Below are 18520 nucleotides of genomic sequence, written 5' to 3'. Positions count from 1 at the left end.
GGGGGACTGCGGAAAAGAAGCGGGCGAGCAAGATCGCTATTCGCCTTCCCCTTGAAGCAGCAACTCCGACTTCAATAAAAATGCACCCTTGGTGACCACCGACTGGCCCGGCGACAGTCCGCTGGTGACCTCCACCCAGTCGTCGGAGGCTTGGCCCGTGGAAACGTTCACCCGTTGAAATGATCCGTTGCCCAGGTCGAGGAAGACAAACTGTTCGTTTTCGTGTTGGAGAAGCGATTCCGGTTTGATCGACAATGCTTGGCGCAGTTCGCCAATTGGGACGGTGACTCGGACGAACATGCCCGGTCGCAACAAGCCTTCGTTGTTTTCGATGCGTGCGACCAGGGGAACGGAATTGGTGTCGGCCTGAACTTCGCGTCCGAAGTACCGCACCTTGGCAGGGAAAACGCGTTGATCGAGCGCTGGCACCATGACCGACACTTCCGCACCGGGTTGCAAATTCACAACGGACCAATCGCTTTCTCGGATGCTGGCTTCGACGGAAAGGGAGTCGGTGTTGGCAAGCACAATCAGTGCATCGCCGCGCATCACGCGTTCGTTGTTGGCAAAGCCTTGCGACTCGACGCTGCCGCCGAATGGCGCTCGGACCTCCAATCGCGAAAGGGCTTCTTCGTTGCTGAGGTTGACCGTGTTTTTGTCTTCCTTGTATCCCAGCAACGTTTCCAGCGATTGCCAAGCCAGGTTCAGTTGCCGATTCGCTTCGGCCACATTCGCTTCGGCTTTCATTTTGGACTGCTCGATCTCGAACGAGGCTTGATCGCGAGCGGTTCGGAACGCGGTCTCAGCCAGTTGGCGTTCGCCCTCTCGTTCTCGAACCGTCCGGCCGGAAACCGAACCGGAGGCAACCAGCGGGCGAAGTTTCGCGAGCAGTTCGTCGGCCAGCAGCATTTTGGAATAGGCCGACAAGATGTCTTGGCGATAAGCCCCCAGGGCACGATTGGAGAATGCCTGCTCAATCGCATCGACGGACTGACCTTGGTCGAGCATGCTGGAGACTTGTTGCAGATTCTTTGCCAGCGTCAGTTCTCGCTGCAGGATCTGCTCAGCGATGTCACGTTCTTTCTTCCGCTTCAAGATTTCGGCTCGCGCCTGACCGATTTCGGGACTGCGAAGGACCGCGATCAGATCGCCGGCATTCACGTGCTCGCCAGGTGTTACAACCAACTCTGCCAAGATGCCATCCATCGGTGCCTTCACATCAACATGCTTGGTTTGGTCGTACCGCAGTCGGCCCGGCACCGTGTGAACATGTTGAATGTTCTGAGGCTGCGCGATGACAGTCTCGATTTTCGCGACCTGGAGTTTGCCGGCGGGCAACACCAACGTGTCGCTGGAGGTGGGGGCTTCGGCGGTCTCGACGATCTCTTCGGTGCGGCTGCCACCCGAGTTGATTTGATGCATCACCATCCAACCGCCACCCATCACCACCAGCACCAACAAGGTCGGCAGGCCCTTGAGCGCCGACGCGACCGCGCCTGTCTTGGTACCGGCGAGATCCGCAGCGGGTTCTCCGGTCGAGGAAGGGGACGTCGAAGTGTTGGTGACTGTCATCGGTTTGGCAATGGATGTTGGTGGGGGCGATGGGCGTCCGTCCTGATTCACACGAGGGATTAGCACGAGTTGTGCCAACGCTCGGAAAGAGCTGTTTTCCCAGTGATTCAGAGCTTTTCGAAGGTTGGCCATCGTTTGCATGCGGCGGCGACGGAAAGACATTCACCACACCGGTGGACAGATTCTGTCCACCGCTGGATGCCTCGAAATGGTGGCAGAAGGGGACTGTTAGGCCGGCATCGACGAAGCGACCACCGAGTCCACTCGGCAAATTCCCGAGGAAAAGATGGCTTGACACCTCGTGAGGTGACGATATGATGATTGAATACCTGAGGGAGAAACCATGGCAACCAAAACAACCCAGCAGAAGCCTTCCAAAACGCTGAGCAAGCCGCCCGGCCAAGTCGGGGATTTTGCGGACGCAGCGGAATGCTTGAGGACGTTGGCTCACCCTGTCCGACTGAGGATCGTGCAGCTTTTGCAGCACGGTCGCTACACCGTGGGTGAACTGGCCGCGGATTGTGGCATTCAAGACAACGTGGGATCGGAGCATCTTCGGTTGTTGCAGCGGTGTGGTTTTTTAACCAGCGAACGCGAAGGGCGACGGGTTTACTACAGCGTCGCCGAGCCTCACCTGGAAGAATTGATGGCTTGCATTGAAGGCCGTTTTCTGCCTTCTGATGCGACCGATCCTTGAACCATTCACGGTCCCAAACCGTTTTTTTACGACGATACCTCGTCGAATAGAGACATTACGAACTAAAGAACTTTTTCTCATTTCAGCACAACGAGCCGCCGGAGTTTCTGATGCAAACAATTGATGTGAAACAACTCGCCGACAAGCAAGCCAACGGCGTCATTGAATTGATCGACGTTCGGATGCCAACCGAATACCGCGAGGTCCATGTCGAGGGTGCGGTCAACGTGCCGCTGGATTCTCTCGATCCCAAAGCGGTGGCGGAGTCACTCAGAAGCGACTCGGAAAAAGCGATCTATGTCATTTGCCGCAGCGGCAACCGGTCCAGCAAAGCGGTCCAGAAGTTCTTGGACGCTGGCATTGAAAACATCGTGAACGTGGAAGGCGGGACGACGGCTTGGACGCAGGCCGGATTGCCAGTGGTGCGAGGAAAGAAGGCCGTTTCCTTGGAACGTCAGGTCCGCATCTTGGCTGGTTTTTTGGCGTTACTGGGGGCGGTGCTCGGTTACTTCGTGCATCCGTACTTCATGGGACTCTCCGCCTTCATCGGCGCGGGGCTGATGTTCGCCGGGATCACTGACACATGTGGCATGGGCATGATGCTGTCCAAGATGCCCTGGAACCGATGTGGAGAATCGGGGTCATGTTCGGTCTAGCAATTCTCTTCGGCTGCATTGTTGGTTTCGCGCTGGGTTTGACCGGCGGGGGCGGCGGAGTTTTTGCAGTGCCCTTGCTGGTCTACGGGCTGGCAGTGGCGCCGCGAGAGGCAGTCGGAATTTCCCTGGCCTCCGTGGGCGGCACCGCTCTATTCGGTGCGGTGCCGCGGTTGGTGCGAGGGGAAGTGGAATTGCGAACGGGGGTGCTGTTCGCGGTGGCGGGCATGATCGGCGCGCCGTTTGGATCGTATCTTTCGACGCTGATTCCCGAGCAAGCACTGCTGGTGATGTTTGCGGTGTTGATGTTGGTCGTCGCTCAGCGGATGTGGGCCAAGACCAAGAATCCCAGTCTGCCGAGTGGTGTTTGCAACACGGAAACGTTGCCGGGACGTGATCGCAGCGCCTGTCAGAGGGACGAAGACGGGAAGTTGCGTTTGACTTCCAAGTGCGCAAGGTTGCTGATTTTGGTTGGGCTGATGACCGGTGTGTTGTCAGGCATGTTTGGCGTCGGAGGTGGCTTTGTCATCGTTCCCGCACTGGTGTTGTTCAGTGGGATGGCGATTCACCAAGCGGTTGCGACGTCCTTGTTTGTGATCGTGTTGGTCAGTGTCAGCGGTGTGGCGTCGCATCTGGCCAACGGGAATGAACTGTCGCTGGAGACAACGTTGCAATTCATGGTCGGAGGTTTCGCAGGCATGTGGTTGGGCGGGATTGTCGCCAAGCGTCTGAAGGGGCCCACACTACAAAAGACATTTGCTGTCGCGGTCGTCTTGGTCGCCACGTTTGTCATTTTTAAATCACTGGTTTTGTAAAGCTCGTTTACTTTCACAGGGGAATCGAATCATGTTGCTCAAGTACTTCTACGACCAAAAACTCGCGCACGCTTCTTACCTCGTTGGGTGTCAGAGAGCCCAGGAAGCTCTCGTCGTTGATCCGGGACGTGACATCGATCAGTACATTGAAATGGCGGATCGCGAAGGGCTGAAAATCACCGCGGTCGCGGAGACGCACATTCATGCAGACTACGTTTCCGGGGCACGGGAATTGGCCGATCGCGTCGGTGCCAAACTGTATGTATCGGACGAGGGACCCGCCGATTGGAAGTACCTGTATCTGGAACCGTATGATCACCAACTCGTCCATGGCGGTGATCACTTCATGCTCGGCAAGATCAAGTTTGATGTCTTGCACACGCCGGGGCACACGCCCGAGAGCATTTCGTTTGTGCTGACGGATCAAGGCGGTGGGGCAGACGAACCCATGGGCATCTTCACCGGTGATTTCGTCTTTGTGGGTTCCATCGGGCGGCCCGATCTGCTGGAAGAAGCCGCCGGGATTGCCGGCACCGCCGAGCCCGGGGCCCGAGATTTGTTCCGTTCGGCAGAGCGTTTCAAAGCACTGCCGGAATACTTGCAAGTCTGGCCCGCTCATGGGGCGGGAAGTGCTTGCGGCAAGGGCCTGGGGGCGATCCCATCTTCAACCGTCGGTTACGAGAAACGTTTCAATCCAGCGTTGCAGTTCACCGATGAGGAAGAGTTCGTCCGGTACATTCTGGCGGATCAGCCGGAGGCACCCAAGTACTTCGCTGTCATGAAACGAGTCAACAAGGAAGGCCCCCGAATTTTGGGTGCCGGGCATCATCATTCGATGTTGGATCTGGGCCAGTTGGCGGACGCTGTGAAATCAGGAACCGTCGTGGATCTGACCGCCTCAGCGGAATTCGCCAAGGGGCACGTGCCAGGGTCGATCAACATTCCGCTTGGTATGCTGGCGGCTTGGGCCGGCTGGCTGGTCGACTACGACAAGCCGACGCATTTGATTTGCAAACCCGAGCAGCTCGAAGAAGCCGCTCGGGTTCTGCACAAGATCGGAGTGGAGAACATCGTCGGTGGCTTTGACGCTGAGCAAGTCCGTTCCTCAGGACTTGCGACGGAAGTGTATGCAACGGGGACTCCCGCGGATTTATCGGCGGCGATCGAGGCCGGGGAGGTCAAGTTGATCGACGTTCGTTCGAGCGAAGAGTGGAACGAAGGGCACATCGAACAAGCGGAACATCGTTTTCTTGGACGCTTGCCCGACAACCTGCGTGATCTTTCTGGGGACCAAAAGATTGTGGTGCAGTGCCGAAGTGGTGGCCGCTCCGCGATCGGCGTCAGTGTCTTGCAGGCCGCCGGAATCAAAAATGTGGTCAACCTGACGGGCGGCTACACAGCATGGAAATCAGCTGGTCTGCCCAGCGTGAAAGGACAGCCCTGCTGCACTTGATCAACCCGGCCATGGAACAGGAATGCAGACCAGTCTCGCATGACAAGTCTTGACCACCAAAAGTGTCCACGATTCTGATGAGTCGCCGGTGCACACCCTCCAAACGTTCTTTCAAAATTCAAAACCAGGTGACCTTATGAAACGCTTCATCCATCTCTTTGTCGTTGGTTGTCTGGGTGCCATGTTGGCGGGACCCGTGTGGTCACAAAACGGTCCCGGCAACGGAAACGGTCCTGGGATGGGCCGCGGGCAAGGTCCAGGCCAGGGAATGGGCCGCGGTCGTGGGATGGGCCGCGGGATGGGACGAGGCATGGGGGCGGGGCGGCAAACTGGCGACAACGGGCCGACTTCGGGGCACGATGGACAAGCCGGAGGTCAGCACGGGCACGATGATCGGCACGATGCGGATCGTGAAGTCTTCCAGTATCTGTTGCAAAACCACAAACAGATCACACGGACGGTCAGGGACCTTCCCAATGGTGTGGAAACGTTGACGGAATCGAATGTGCCGGAGATCGCTGACAAGATCAAAGAGCATGTGGAATGGATGGAATATCGAATCGAGGAGTCAAATCCGATTCGCATGCGGGACCCGTTGTTTGCCGAGATCTTTCAACACACCGACAGGATCAAAATGGTCCATGAGGACACTGAAAAGGGAGTGAAGGTGACCGAAACCTCGGACGATCCCTATGTAGCCAAGTTGATCCAGGCTCACGCGAAAGCGGTCTCGGGGTTTGTCGAACATGGGTTTGCCGAAGCGATGAAGAACCACCCGGTGCCAACGGATGCTCCGGTCAAGAAGCTCACGCCAGCTCATCCCGTGATTGCGGGACATGGAGCGGTCGTGCAGTTGCCCGATGCCGCGATGCAGCCTCGAAGCGGCACGAAGTTGTTGGTGGATGTCACTCGTGGTGCCGCTCCCGGGGAACTGAACAGTGCGATCGAAAACATCGCCAAGTACCTGAACATCTACGCGGGCGGTGGTGCCGAACCTGCCGACGCCGAGATCGCGATTGTCTTTCACGGGGCAGCAACGCTTGCGGTGCTGAATCCCGAGGCCTATGCAAAGACGTTTGGAACAACGGAGAATCCAAATCTCAAGTTGCTGCAACAATTGCACGAGGCGAACGTGGAAATGTACGTCTGCGGCCAAACCTTGATTTCCAAGGGAGCTGATCCGGAGGACGTGGTGGTGTTCGTGGAGACCGCTGTCTCCGCCCTCACCGCCGTTGTGAATTTGCAGGCGGACGGCTACGCCTATTTACCCATGGGGAACTGAGATGAGAATTCAATGGATCGCAGCAAGCGGAGTCCTGGCTGTTGCAGGACTGGTTTTGCTGATGAATGTCGGCTGTCAAAAAAACACGCCAGCGAAGACAGAGGACGCATCGGAGCCGGACGCGTCGGCGGTCTCGATCGTCGAAGGCGAAATGCCTTCCGAAGAACAGAAGCAAACGATGCTCCAGGCCAAAGACGCGTTGTTTCAAAAGCTGTCGGGACGATTGATGGAAGCCATGGGATCCCAAGGTCCGGCCGGTGCCATCGCAGTGTGCCAAAAGGAAGCCAACCAAATTGCGACGGAAGTCGGTGACCAACACGGAGTGAAGATTGGACGAACTGGGGTCCGACTGCGGAATGCCAAAAACCTGCCACCGTTATGGGCGAAATCCATGACCGAAGCCAAAGTCAACACGCCTCAGTTCGTGTCGCTGACCAACGGACATGCGGCGGCGTTGTTGCCCATCCGGTTGCAGTCGCAATGTTTGATGTGTCATGGCCCGACCGAGCAGATCGCTCCCGTGATCAGCGACCAACTCGCAAAGCTCTATCCCAACGACCAAGCCACCGGATTTCGCGAAGGCGAATTGCGAGGATGGTTTTGGGTCGAGACACCAGCCATTTGATGATCCATTCCGTTCTCATTCACACAAGTCTCTTTCAAACAAAGTTTCACATGATGATTGCATCCATTCGACCGCTCTTTGGTTTCATGGCTGTTTTGGTGTTGATGTCAATTCATTGCCAGACCGTCTCCGCTCAGTTTGGCGGGCTCTTTGGTGGACCCAAAGTGGAAACCATCGACACGCAGACGGTGCGTCAGTTGCTTGCCAACCAGAAGAAGCAAGAGGACCAAGCGAAACAGAACGGTTCGGAGGTTTCCGATCCGGGATTTGTTGTGGTGGATGTGCGTTCGGACAAGGAGACTCGGGTGTCCGTGATCCCTGGTGCGATCACCAAAGAGATGTATGAGAAGGATGCGGCCAAGTACCGCGGCCGACTCGTGATTGCTTACTGCACCGTTGGAGGTCGCAGTGGTGCCTACGCCAAGCAGTTGCTGGGCAAAGGAGTGAAGGTCAAAAACTACAAGGGCAGCATTCTGAAATGGGTGGATGCCGGATTGCCGTTGGTCACCCTCAAGGGTGAGCCGACCAACCGAGTGCACACCTACAGCGATCGGTACAAAATCCCATCCAAGTACGAGCAAGTGACGGAGTGATGATTCCCAAGAACCTCGTTCTGCTGGGCATCGGTCACACGAATGCTCACATCGTTCGGCAATGGGAAACCAATCCCATCGAAGGCTGTGAGCTGACGTGCATCAGCAAGTTCGCAACCGCGACCTACTCGGGGATGTTGCCGGGAACCTTGGGAGGCCAGTTCAATGACGACGAGATGCGAATTGACTTGGATGCGCTGTGCCAGCGGGCTGGTGCCAAATTGATTTTGGCGGAAACAAACGGACTGGATTTGAAAGCGGGGAAGGTGCTGTTTGCCGACCATGATGCAATCCCGTTTGATGCATTGTCGATTGGCGTTGGTTCGATGCCTGCCGGATGGGAAATGCACGCAGCAGCGGCGTCGCTGGTCCCGATCAAACCGATGCAGACTTTTTTGACTCGGTTGAACCAACGCCTGGAAACGACCCAAGCGGATACGAAGCAGGCGTCGAAAGTCGCGATTGTTGGTGGTGGGGTTGCCAGTGTCGAAATCGCCTTGTGTCTGTTGCAGCACTGTGAGAGACAACAGCTGAGTCGCCAGGTTTCGGTCGAAATCTTCACCAGCAGTGACTCTGTTGCCGAAGGCATGACTCAGCGGAGTGTCAGACGCATCCAGCGGATTCTGGCGTCGCGAGGCGTGCGGGTCACGACCGGGCAACGCGTCACCCACGTTGGCGATAAATTCTTGGAAACCGAAGACGGCAGCCGGTACGATGCCGAGGTCGTGATCTGGGCCACGGGGGCAGCGGCGCCACCAGTGCTCAAACAATTGAATTTGCAGACCGACGACCGAGGGTTCATCGCGACATCGAAAACGCTTCAGTCGCTGACGGACCCGCGTGTTTTCGCGGTCGGTGATTCGGGGACGATCGTGGAATCCCCGGTTCCCAAAGCGGGCGTGTATGCCGTCAGGCAGTGCCCGGTTTTGTGGCACAATCTTCGAGCATTCTTGTTGGGCGGTTCCATGAACGCATTCGACCCCCAAAGTGACTTCTTGAAGTTGCTGAACACCGGTGACGGCAAGGCACTTCTGCAGTATGGCTGCATCACGGCCCATCGCCGTTGGTGTTGGCATCTCAAAACATGGATCGACAAGCGATTCGTTTCTGAATTTCAAGTTGACCGTCGCGTCGATTCATCCAACCAGGAGGCAAACTGATGAGCGGGCAAGCATTCCAAAAGGTGTTCTCGAAGCTTTCAAAACTGATGGTGGCAGGCGTCGCGATGGTTGCCTTGTTGGGCACGATCGCGTGGTTGTCAGGGATGTTGGAGGAAAAGGTCGAACCGGGGTGGAAGGCTCCAGCGGATGCGAAACTCGGCGACCAACCAACGGACACGGTTCACGAAGTCGAGAAGCAAACGATTGAGGAAGCGATCGGAACGCTGAAGGCGTCCAGTCGGACAATCGTGTCGGCCAAGTTGATGGCCACGATCGAAGAGATCACGGTCGGGGCCGGTGATCAGGTCGAGAAAGGACAAACGCTGATTCGTTTGGATGACAAGGAATACCAAAGTCGTTTGGCACAAGCCAAACGCGGATTGGAAGCGGCCACAGCGAACCGAGAGCAAGCGGAAAAGCATTTCAACCGAGTGAAGTTATTGCAGCAGCAGAACGCCGCGTCGCGATCGGACTTTGACAACGCCAGTCGCGATGTGCAGGTGACCATTGCCGAGGAGGCGAAGGCGATGCAAGCGGTTCGTGAAGCGGAAGTGATGCTTTCGTATGCGACGGTGACCGCGGCCAAGAGCGGGCGGATTGTTGATCGCAGTGCTGAACCCGGCGACATCGCTCAGCCTGGCCAGCCGATCTTGACGCTCTACGACGAGACCTCGTTGCGACTGGAGGCTCCTGTGATGGAACATCTGGCAGTGAAGCTGCGTGCCGGTGACGAACTGGATGTCAAAGTGGATGCCCTCAATCGTGTCTTTCGAGCCACGGTGGATGAGATTGTTCCTCAGGCGGACGCGCCCAGCCGATCTTTCTTGGTGAAAGCCAGCCTGCCGAAATCAGAGGACCTCTATGAAGGGATGTTCGGCCGATTGTTGATTCCATCGGGAACCCGCCGGCATCTCTGTTTGAACACGGATGCCGTGGTTCGCATCGGGCAACTGGAGTTTGTTGATGTGGTTCTGCCCGATGGAGTTGTGGAGCGTCGCTTGATTCAAAGTGGCAGTCTCGGAATGCCTGGGCGGAAAGAGGTGCTCAGTGGTGTGGATGTTGGGGAGCGAGTGGTGCTGCATCCCGAGGGTGCAACGGTGACGCCGGAAGGAGCACGCGATCATGAGTGACCCCGTTGTTGAATCGGATGGTTCGCCCCTGCTGACTCGGATTGTTGAGGTTTTCCTGCGTGGTGATGTCGCGATCATGTTGATCGTGGTGTCGTTGATGCTGGGAGCTGCTTCGCTGATCCTGACACCTCGTGAGGAAGAACCCCAAATCGTTGTGCCGATGGCCGATGTGATGGTTTCCGCACCGGGGCTTTCCGCTGCGGAAGTGGAACGCCAGGTCACCGATCGAATTGAAAAACTGCTTTATCAAATCGATGGGGTGGAGTACGTCTATTCGATGTCCAGCCCCGGTTCATGCATCGTGACGGTGCGGTTCTTCGTCGGCGAAGATCGGGAAGACTCGCTGGTCAAGCTTTACAACAAAATCAATTCTTCCACGGATTTGATTCCACCATCGGTCGATGCTTGGGTGATCAAACCGATCGAAGTCGATGATGTGCCGATTGTGATCGCGACGCTGTGGTCCGAGCAACCGGAACGTTATGGCGATCATGAACTGCGACGGATTGCCGAGGAACTGCAGCATGAGTTGCAGGCGATTCCCAATACCAACCGAGTGGACGTGATCGGGGGACGGCCTCGACGCATCAATGTTCAATTGGACGCGCAGCGATTGGCGGCGCATCAGGTCTCGCCGCTGGACGTCGCGGCGGCCATGCGAGTCAGCAACGTGACGCGTCGCAACGGTCAGTTCGAACAACAGAACCAGTCGTTCCATGTCGAGACTGGCACGTTTTTTCGCAACGTGGACGAACTGAGCGAGATGGTCGTCGGTGTCAACGGGAACCGCCCTGTGCACTTGAAAAACGTGGCGACGGTGATCGATGGCCCCGCCGAGTCGGAAAGCTACAGCTGGATTGGTTTTGGTCCCGCAGACCCAGAGCATGCCGCGGCTGATGCATCCGTGTTTCCGGCAGTCAATCTTTCGGTTGCCAAACGCAAAGGCAGCAACGCGGTGCATGTTGCCGATGCGGTGCATACCAAGATGGAAACGCTTTCCCAATCCCATCTTCCTGCCGGTGTGAAGTACCGCGTCACTCGCGACTACGGGGAAACGGCGAACGACAAGGTCAACGAACTGGTCGAAGGGTTGGTGGTGGCGGTGTTGACCGTCATTGGCTTGATTGGGTTGACGATGGGGTGGCGTCCGGCGCTCGTGATCGCCTTGGCAATCCCTGTTTGTTACAGCTTGACGCTGTTCATCAACTTGATGGTGGGATACTCGATCAACCGGGTCACGATGTTTGCGTTGATCCTGGCACTGGGGCTGTTGGTGGACGACCCGATCACGGATGTCGAGAACATCGCCAGGTATTACGCGATGAAGATTTTGCCGCCTCGCCAATCTGTTTTGCGAGCCGTTCAGGAGGTGCGTCCCGCGTTGCTGCTGTCCACGCTGGCGATCATTGCGAGTTTTTTGCCGCTGGCATTCATCACGGGCATGATGGGACCGTACATGGGGCCGATGGCGTTGAACGTGCCGCTGACGGTGACGATCTCCACGTTGGTGGCGTTCGTGATCACGCCCTGGTTGGCCATGGTCTCATTGAAACAGCTGGATGACTCGCATCACGCAAATGAATACGACGTCACCACCACACCTCTTTACCGCCTTTCGCGATGGGTTTTGTCGCCGATCTTGACAGGGCGTTGGATGGCGACCGGCGTTTTGTTGGCCATCGGTGTGATGTTGATCGCCGCGATGCTGCTGCCGGTGTTCCGCAAGGTCCCCGTGAAGATGCTGCCGTATGACAACAAGAATGAATTCCAGCTTGTCATCGACATGCCTGAAGGCACGACCCTGGAACGCACCGACGCGGTGGCTCGCCGGTTGGGAAGCTACCTCGGCGGGTTGTCAGAAGTTCGTGACTACGAAGTGTTTGTGGGACTCAGTTCGCCGATCGATTTCAACGGGTTGGTGCGACACTATTTTCTTCGGCAAGGAAACCATGTCGCCGACATCCGTGTCAACTTGATCGACAAAGATCATCGAGTTCAGCAGTCCCATGAATTGATTCTCCGAATTCGCGACGACATCGATCGCTTGGCGGCTTCGATGAACGCGAATGTGAAGTTGGTCGAGGTGCCACCCGGACCGCCTGTGTTGTCGTCGATTGTGGCGGAGGTCTACGGTCCACCGGAGGGCAACTACGCAAATCAGATTGCGTTTGCACGGCACGTCAAAACGCGTCTGAAATCGGAACCGGGACTGGTGGACTTGGACGTCAGTGCAGAAGACGATCAAGTCCGGTTTGTGTTTGAGACGGACAAACCCAAAGCAGCTCTGTCTGGAATCTCCACCCAAACAATCGCTGACACGGTCGAAGCGGTGTTGAGCGGGAGCAAAGCAACGGTGCTGCACTTGCCTGACGAAGTTGAACCGTTGTGGGTGGAGTTGAGACTGCCACGGGAACGTCGCTCAGCGCTGGATGACTTGGAAGAAATCTATGTGCGAGGCAGCAGCGGAGAAATTGTCCAGTTGGGTTCGTTGGGCAAGTTTCGCGAAACAGTGGAAGACAAAACGATTTATCACAAGAACCTGCGACGGGTCGTGTATGTCTATGCCGAAGTGGCTGGTCGACCACCTGCGGATGCGATCATGGACATCGAATTTGACCGTGTGGATCAGCCGACTGGGGTGGGGCAAGTACGCGATCCGGAACACGCGGACACGCCCACTGTCACGCCCATTCCGCTGGACCAACGTTCCTGGCTCTCAATCGGTGGTGGCGTGCCCTGGTCGGTTCCCAGTGGTTACAGCGTGGTCTGGTCGGGGGAAGGGGAATGGGACATCACGTTGGATGTCTTTCGTGATCTGGGGCTCGCCTTCGCGGCCGCGTTGTTGGGGATCTTTGTGATCTTGATGTTTCAGACCGGTTCGCGGTTGTTGCCTGTGTTGATCATGACCGCGATTCCGCTGTCCATGATTGGGATCCTGCCTGGTTTTTGGTTGTTGAATTGGATCATGGACCAACCCATCGGTGGGCACCCCAATCCCGTGTTCTTCACCGCCACGGCGATGATCGGAATGATCGCGCTGGCTGGCATCGTGGTTCGCAACTCGGTCGTCCTGATTGACTTCATTCATCTGGCTGAAAACGAAGGTCATGACCTGCGAGAATCGATCATCCGCAGCGTCGCCGTCCGCACGCGGCCCATTTTGTTGACTGCAGGCACCACGCTGCTGGCCAACTGGGTGATCACGCTGGATCCGGTGTTCTCGGGGCTCGCGTGGGCTATTATTTTCGGCATCCTTACATCGACCGGCTTCACGCTGATCGTTATTCCCGCAGCCTACTGGTTGCTTTACCAACCGAAGGCCATTGCGAAATGAACGACATGCAAAACACTCCCTCTCAAGCACTCAGTGAAGCAGATTCCCGGCTCCGTGAACGGGTCAACCAATCGCTGAGGCGACTGGGATTTGACCAAGCTCGTTTTGTGAGCGTGGAAGACAAAACAGTGAAGCTTCTGTGTCCGGTTTCGGATCGGAATGATCGGTGCATCGTGAACGCCGCGATTCGTCTTTTAGCCGGTGTTTCCTCCGTTGAATTTGTCACGCAGGAGAGGCAAGACTCATGAGACGGTTCCTGCCCTTACTGAAGTTGGCGGTGGTCGCAGTTGGCATCGCCGGAGCGGTGTATTGGTTTCGCTTCAAACCGGTTCCAGTGCTTCCGCATCCCGTGCAACGCGGCACCATGGTCGAGGAGGTGATGGGAACGGGAACGCTGGAGGCACGCGTTTCGACCACGATCAGTCCCAAGATCTCAGGACGCATCGAAACGTTGTTGGCGGATCAAGGGGACCGGGTTTCGGCGGGGGACGAATTGGTTCGGTTGGACAATCGTGATCTGGAGCAACAAGTCGCGATCGCGGTGGCCAATGTGGAAGCGGCCAAGGCGGCGATTGAACGATTGAAAGCCGACAAAGAACGGGCAGCCGTGGTGCTGACGCAGGCAGAGAAGAATTACCAACGCATTGAGCAACTCGCCAAGCGGGATGCGACCAGTCAAGGCGACTTGGATCAATCGGCGGAGGGGTTGGGGGTCGCTGTGGCGGACGTGTCGCGGGCAGAGGCGGGGATCAACGAGGGCCAGAAAGGTCTGGTTTCAGCTCAGAAGAACCTGCAGTATCAGCAGGCACGACTCAGCGACACCGTCATCGTGGCACCGTTTGACGGAATGATCGTCAAACGAAACCGAGAACCGGGGGATGTCGTGGTTCCCGGCAGTTCCATCTTGACGTTGATTTCAACCGAAGAACTTTGGATTCGCGCCTGGGTGGATGAAACGCAGATGTCGAAGTTAGATTCAGGTCAGGCAGGACGGGTGGTCTTTCGGTCCGAGCCTGAGCAGTCGTATTCGGCCGAGGTCGCTCGATTGGGGCGTGAGGCGGATCGCGAAACACGTGAGTTCATTGTCGATGTCCGCGTGTTGGAACTTCCCCGAAACTGGGCTGTCGGCCAGCGGGCGGAAGCGTTCATCACCGTTGCCGAACCGCAAGAAGTCCCGTTGGTCCCGAAGTCCTTCTTGGTCCGGCGAGAGGGACGGGACGGTGTCTTTGTCGACGACAACAGCACGGCGACCTGGCGAGCGGTCACGCTGGGCTCGGACACTGCCGACGCGATCGGGATCATCCAGGGGCTGGAGGTGGGAGAAGTGATCGTGAAGCCGGTTTCCCCCAGCGGATCACTGGCGGATGGTCGGAAGGTGGTCATCCAATGAACTTGGCCTTCAAGGACATACAACACAACTTGGGGCGTTTCGTTCTGACGGCCATTGGGATTGGCATGCTGTTGATGGTCGTCATGGGCATGGGCGGGATCTACCGGGGCATCATCGAGGACGCCACGCTGTTGGTGGACCGTGTCGACGCAGACATCTGGGTGGTTCAACGCGATACTCGCGGGCCGTTTGCCGAACTCTCTCGCGTGCCTCCCACGCTGGTGCATCGTGTGGCGTCCGTGCCCGGTGTCGAGTCGTCTCGCGAGTTTGTGTATCACACCATTCAGCGGGAGCGATTGGGAAAACCGTTGCGAATCGCGGTGCTCGGGTTGGATTGGCCAAACGATCGTGGTGAGTGGTTGCCGCTGGCGGAGGGACGTTCGCTTCGTCAGGCTCACTATGAAATGGTGGCGGATCGTTCGCTGGGCATGAGCATGGGTGAGCAGGTCCGATTGGGAAAGGACGACTACACCGTGGTTGGCGTCACCGAGAGCATGATCAGTGCCAGCGGTGACGGGCTGGCGTTCTTTTCGATCGCCGACTCGCAGGCGATTCAATTTGACAATCCAGGCGAAGCGGTTCGCTTGGAACGAGCGGCCCGGCGTGCTCGCGGTGAAGCCTTTGAGGCAGCGGTTGGCCAGCCGTCGCTGCTGGAGAATGCCTCGAGGCCGACGGCAGAGCTTCCCGGGATCGCGCGGTCTCAGGTGAGTGCCGTGATGGTCAAATTGTCGCCTGACGCGAGGCCGGAGGAGGTGGCGTCGATCATCGAAGGTTGGGGGGATGTTTCGGTCTTCACCAGCGATGGCCAAAAGGAATTGTTGTTGCGCGGGACGGTCGAAAAGGCGCGACGTCAGATCGGGATGTTCCGGGTTTTGCTGACCGCGATCGCAGCGATCATCATGGCGTTGATTCTGTACACCCTGACGTTGGACAAAATTCACTCGATCGCATTGTTGAAACTGATCGGTGCATCCAACGTGGTCATCCTCGGATTGATTTTGCAGCAAGCTTTGGTGCTCGGTGCGGTGGGGTACGTCATCGCGTACACGTTGGGCAGCCAACTGTTTCCCCACTTCCCACGTCGCGTGATCCTTGCGGACGCGGACCTGGTTCAGCTTGCCATGGTGGTGATCGGGATTTCGGTCGGTTCCAGCCTGATGGGGATTTGGAAGGCCCTGCAAGTCTCACCCAACGAGGCATTGGTATGAGCGAAGTGCCCGTCAAGGAACCCGTTGATTCGGTGGCCCCAGTCGCTGCGGTGCCCCCAGTCGGTGCGGTGGAACCTGCCATCGTGGCTTCGGTTTTGACCAAGCGATACGGCAGCGGGAACACCGAAGTGGTGGCGATGCGAGAGGCATCGATGACGGTTCAAGCAGGCGAGGTCGTCGCCTTGCTGGGCCCCAGCGGCAGCGGCAAGTCAACCTTTTTGACCGCCATTGGACTGATCAACCCGCCGACCTCTGGGACGATCGCGATTCGTGGGACGGTTGTTTTGGAAGGCGAATTGCCCCGCGTCAATTTGCGTGCTTTTCGCCGGGAACACATCGGGTACGTTTTTCAAAAATCAAATTTGATTCCGTTTCTGTCTGCCATTGAAAATGTTCAGATCGCGATGCTGCTCAATGGGGAATCCAAGCGTGCTTCGCGAAAGCGAGCGTTCGAGCTGATGGACTATCTTGGGGTCGCGGATCGAGCCGACAATTTGCCTTCGATGTTGTCCGGGGGGCAACAGCAACGGGTTGCCGTGGCCCGTTCGCTGGCCAACCGGCCCAGCGTCATCCTGGCGGACGAACCAACTGCGGCGCTGGATGGTCATCGTGGCCGGCAGGTCATGGAACTGTTCGCCAAGGTCGCTCACGAGCAAGGCTCAGCGGTTATCGTTGTCACTCACGACCATCGTTCGCTCGACGTGTTTGATACGACTTACGAAATGGAAGACGGCGTCATTGCCAAATCACACCACTCTCTCTCGGGAATTTCCTCATGAAACGAATGTTATCGATTGTTCTCTTTGGCCTCACAATCGCCTCGGCATGGACAGCGACGGCACAGGACAAGGGGATCGCGGTGGACGTGTCTCCGGCCGACGCGAAGGGAACCGCCACGGTCATTCCGGATGGCATCAATGACAAGTTCAAAGACCCGGAACTGAACGTCGACGAATGGCTGGAACGGTTTGAGGTCGAAAGCCGCGAGGTGTATGGGGCTCGCAAGCAAGTGTTGCAGGCCTGTGGGATCAAGCCCGGCGAACGCATCGCGGATGTGGGAGCTGGCACCGGGTTCTACAGCCGTCTATTCGCCAAGACGACTGGATGGGACGGGTGGGTTTATAGCGTCGACATTTCGCCCAAATTCCTGCAGCACATCGCCGCCAGAGCGACCGCGGACGGCATCGAGAATCTCACCACTGTGTTGGGAACCGATGTGTCGATTCGTCTGCCACCCGAATCGGTTGATTTGGTGTTCATCTGTGACACCTACCACCACTTTGAAAGCCCGCAGCAGTCACTCGCGTCCATCTACCGAGCGTTGAAGCCGGGGGGGCGATTGGTCCTGATCGACTTCGATCGAATTCCAGGTGTGACACGCGAATTTTTGATGGGACATGTGCGAGCTGGAAAAGAAGTCTTCCAAAGCGAAGTCGTCGAAGCAGGCTTTGAATTCACCGACGAAGTCAAAGTCGATGCCTTCGAAGAAAACTATCTGTTGCGGTTTTCAAAGCCAGCCAAGTAGTCGCGCTCATGGAGTCAGCCAACCGGCACATCCTGCTGGCGACGGCTTCCGAAAGAATGGCGGCTCAGCACGGATCAAGGCCATCTTCATGGGGATGGCCTGGGCGTTTCGAGTGAAGTGTTTGCGGGCAACTCCAGTGTCCCGTTGCGACCATCCTTCTGAGCTTCATTTGATTGGGCAGTATTTTCAGAGACATGGAATCATGATCAAACTCACCTCCCTTCGTTTGTCGCGTGACGCCATGGCATTGGCGGTCGTTTCGCTCATGATCGCTTCGGCTTGGCTGGTTTGGCAGCCTTGGGACCACGCCGTACCGGCAACGCCATCCACGCCAGTTCCATGGGTTGCCAATCAGGCTGTCTACGCTGCGCAGGCGTACCCGCCCGGGAAACTGGGTGAAATCGTTCGGCTGGGGGAGACGTTGGTGAACGAAACCAACGAACACCCGCTGACGAAACCGTTCATTGGCAATGCGTTGAAGTGCACGTCGTGTCATCTCGATGGGGGCCGGCACGAGCAGGCGGGCTCGTTCATTGGAGTGGCGGCCGCGTACCCGGCCTACTCACCGCGCGAGCAACGTGTGATCACGCTGGAGGACCGGATTTTGAATTGCTTCATTCGCAGCCAAAACGGCACACGACCCGCGAATGGTTCCGAAGTTCCCGTCGCGATCGCGGCTTACATCACTTGGTTGTCTCAGGGCACTCCGCTGAAGATGAACCCAGAGAAGCCGCTTGGTCCCAACCACATGACGTTGCTAAGCGATCCTCCCCAACCTGCCAGCATCGAACGAGGTGAATCGCTCTACTTGGATCGCTGTGCCGATTGCCATTCCGAGGACGGTCTCGGAACGGAGGAAGGGCCACCGGTTTGGGGTGAGGAGTCTTTCAATGATGGAGCGGGACTGGCGGGCGTGCCCAAGTTGGCGTCCTGGCTGAAGGTCGCGATGCCACTGGATGACACGGACCTGTCCGACCAAGAAGCGTTTGACGTGGCTGCCTTCATGAATTCACACAGTCGCCCCAAGTTCCATCCGAACTGAACATCGCGTCATCCAACCGGCTTGTCTGAGGAGGGATCGTG

16 protein-coding genes are annotated in these 18520 nt (G+C 57.2%); 15 read left to right on the top strand and 1 reads right to left on the bottom strand.

What is annotated here, in order from left to right; genetic code table 11:
- Nucleotides 1–36 precede the first annotated feature (36 nt).
- Entirely contained in the window at nucleotides 37–1572 is a 1536-nt protein-coding gene (locus PSR62_RS01030) for an efflux RND transporter periplasmic adaptor subunit (RefSeq protein WP_274405980.1), read from the bottom strand.
- 343 nt (nucleotides 1573–1915) lie between these two features.
- Here PSR62_RS01030 and PSR62_RS01025 point away from each other — a divergent pair, with 343 nt between their 5' ends.
- The 15 genes from PSR62_RS01025 to PSR62_RS00955 all read left to right on the top strand — a co-directional run bounded on the left by PSR62_RS01025 (nucleotide 1916) and on the right by PSR62_RS00955 (nucleotide 18479).
- A complete protein-coding gene (locus PSR62_RS01025; RefSeq protein ID WP_274405979.1) occupies nucleotides 1916–2269 on the top strand; it encodes an ArsR/SmtB family transcription factor in 354 nt (117 codons plus the stop codon).
- Nucleotides 2270–2379: 110 nt separating this feature from the next.
- Nucleotides 2380–2925 (top strand): rhodanese-like domain-containing protein, encoded by a 546-nt coding sequence (locus PSR62_RS01020; RefSeq protein WP_274405978.1) that lies wholly within the window; start codon nucleotides 2380–2382, stop codon nucleotides 2923–2925.
- Nucleotides 2913–3737: a sulfite exporter TauE/SafE family protein gene (locus PSR62_RS01015; protein ID WP_274405977.1), complete on the top strand. Its 825-nt coding sequence runs from the start codon at nucleotides 2913–2915 to the stop codon at nucleotides 3735–3737. The genes PSR62_RS01020 and PSR62_RS01015 overlap by 13 nt, the downstream gene beginning before the upstream one ends.
- Nucleotides 3738–3768: 31 nt before the next feature.
- Nucleotides 3769–5190, top strand: coding sequence for an MBL fold metallo-hydrolase (locus PSR62_RS01010; protein WP_274405976.1), 1422 nt, complete (start codon nucleotides 3769–3771; stop codon nucleotides 5188–5190).
- A 136-nt stretch (nucleotides 5191–5326) separates the two neighbouring features.
- Nucleotides 5327–6472 (top strand): DsrE family protein, encoded by a 1146-nt coding sequence (locus PSR62_RS01005; RefSeq protein WP_274405975.1) that lies wholly within the window; start codon nucleotides 5327–5329, stop codon nucleotides 6470–6472.
- 1 nt (nucleotide 6473) lies between these two features.
- On the top strand, nucleotides 6474–7097 hold the full coding sequence (locus PSR62_RS01000; protein WP_274405974.1) for a c-type heme family protein: 624 nt from the start codon (nucleotides 6474–6476) through the stop codon (nucleotides 7095–7097).
- Nucleotides 7098–7147: 50 nt separating this feature from the next.
- Complete coding sequence (locus PSR62_RS00995; RefSeq protein WP_274405973.1) at nucleotides 7148–7690, top strand: rhodanese-like domain-containing protein; 543 nt, start codon at nucleotides 7148–7150, stop codon at nucleotides 7688–7690.
- A complete protein-coding gene (locus PSR62_RS00990) occupies nucleotides 7690–8850 on the top strand; it encodes an FAD-dependent oxidoreductase (RefSeq protein ID WP_274405972.1) in 1161 nt (386 codons plus the stop codon). The genes PSR62_RS00995 and PSR62_RS00990 overlap by 1 nt, the downstream gene beginning before the upstream one ends.
- Nucleotides 8850–9980: an efflux RND transporter periplasmic adaptor subunit gene (locus PSR62_RS00985; protein WP_274405970.1), complete on the top strand. Its 1131-nt coding sequence runs from the start codon at nucleotides 8850–8852 to the stop codon at nucleotides 9978–9980. Before PSR62_RS00990 ends, PSR62_RS00985 begins: the two co-directional genes overlap by 1 nt.
- Nucleotides 9973–13314: an efflux RND transporter permease subunit gene (locus PSR62_RS00980; RefSeq protein WP_274405969.1), complete on the top strand. Its 3342-nt coding sequence runs from the start codon at nucleotides 9973–9975 to the stop codon at nucleotides 13312–13314. Before PSR62_RS00985 ends, PSR62_RS00980 begins: the two co-directional genes overlap by 8 nt.
- A 244-nt stretch (nucleotides 13315–13558) precedes the next feature.
- Nucleotides 13559–14704 (top strand): efflux RND transporter periplasmic adaptor subunit, encoded by a 1146-nt coding sequence (locus tag PSR62_RS00975; RefSeq protein WP_274405968.1) that lies wholly within the window; start codon nucleotides 13559–13561, stop codon nucleotides 14702–14704.
- Nucleotides 14701–15912: an ABC transporter permease gene (locus PSR62_RS00970; protein ID WP_274405967.1), complete on the top strand. Its 1212-nt coding sequence runs from the start codon at nucleotides 14701–14703 to the stop codon at nucleotides 15910–15912. The genes PSR62_RS00975 and PSR62_RS00970 overlap by 4 nt, the downstream gene beginning before the upstream one ends.
- Entirely contained in the window at nucleotides 15909–16691 is a 783-nt protein-coding gene (locus tag PSR62_RS00965) for an ABC transporter ATP-binding protein (protein ID WP_274405966.1), read from the top strand. Before PSR62_RS00970 ends, PSR62_RS00965 begins: the two co-directional genes overlap by 4 nt.
- On the top strand, nucleotides 16688–17437 hold the full coding sequence (locus PSR62_RS00960; RefSeq protein ID WP_274405965.1) for a class I SAM-dependent methyltransferase: 750 nt from the start codon (nucleotides 16688–16690) through the stop codon (nucleotides 17435–17437). Before PSR62_RS00965 ends, PSR62_RS00960 begins: the two co-directional genes overlap by 4 nt.
- A gap of 202 nt (nucleotides 17438–17639) precedes the next feature.
- Nucleotides 17640–18479 (top strand): c-type cytochrome, encoded by an 840-nt coding sequence (locus PSR62_RS00955; protein WP_274405964.1) that lies wholly within the window; start codon nucleotides 17640–17642, stop codon nucleotides 18477–18479.
- Nucleotides 18480–18520: the final 41 nt, after the last annotated feature.

This window comes from Rhodopirellula sp. P2, from assembly GCF_028768465.1.
GTDB lineage: Bacteria > Planctomycetota > Planctomycetia > Pirellulales > Pirellulaceae > Rhodopirellula.
The sequence above is the reverse complement of the archived record's forward strand: the minus strand, read 5'-3'. Positions and strand labels throughout refer to the sequence as shown.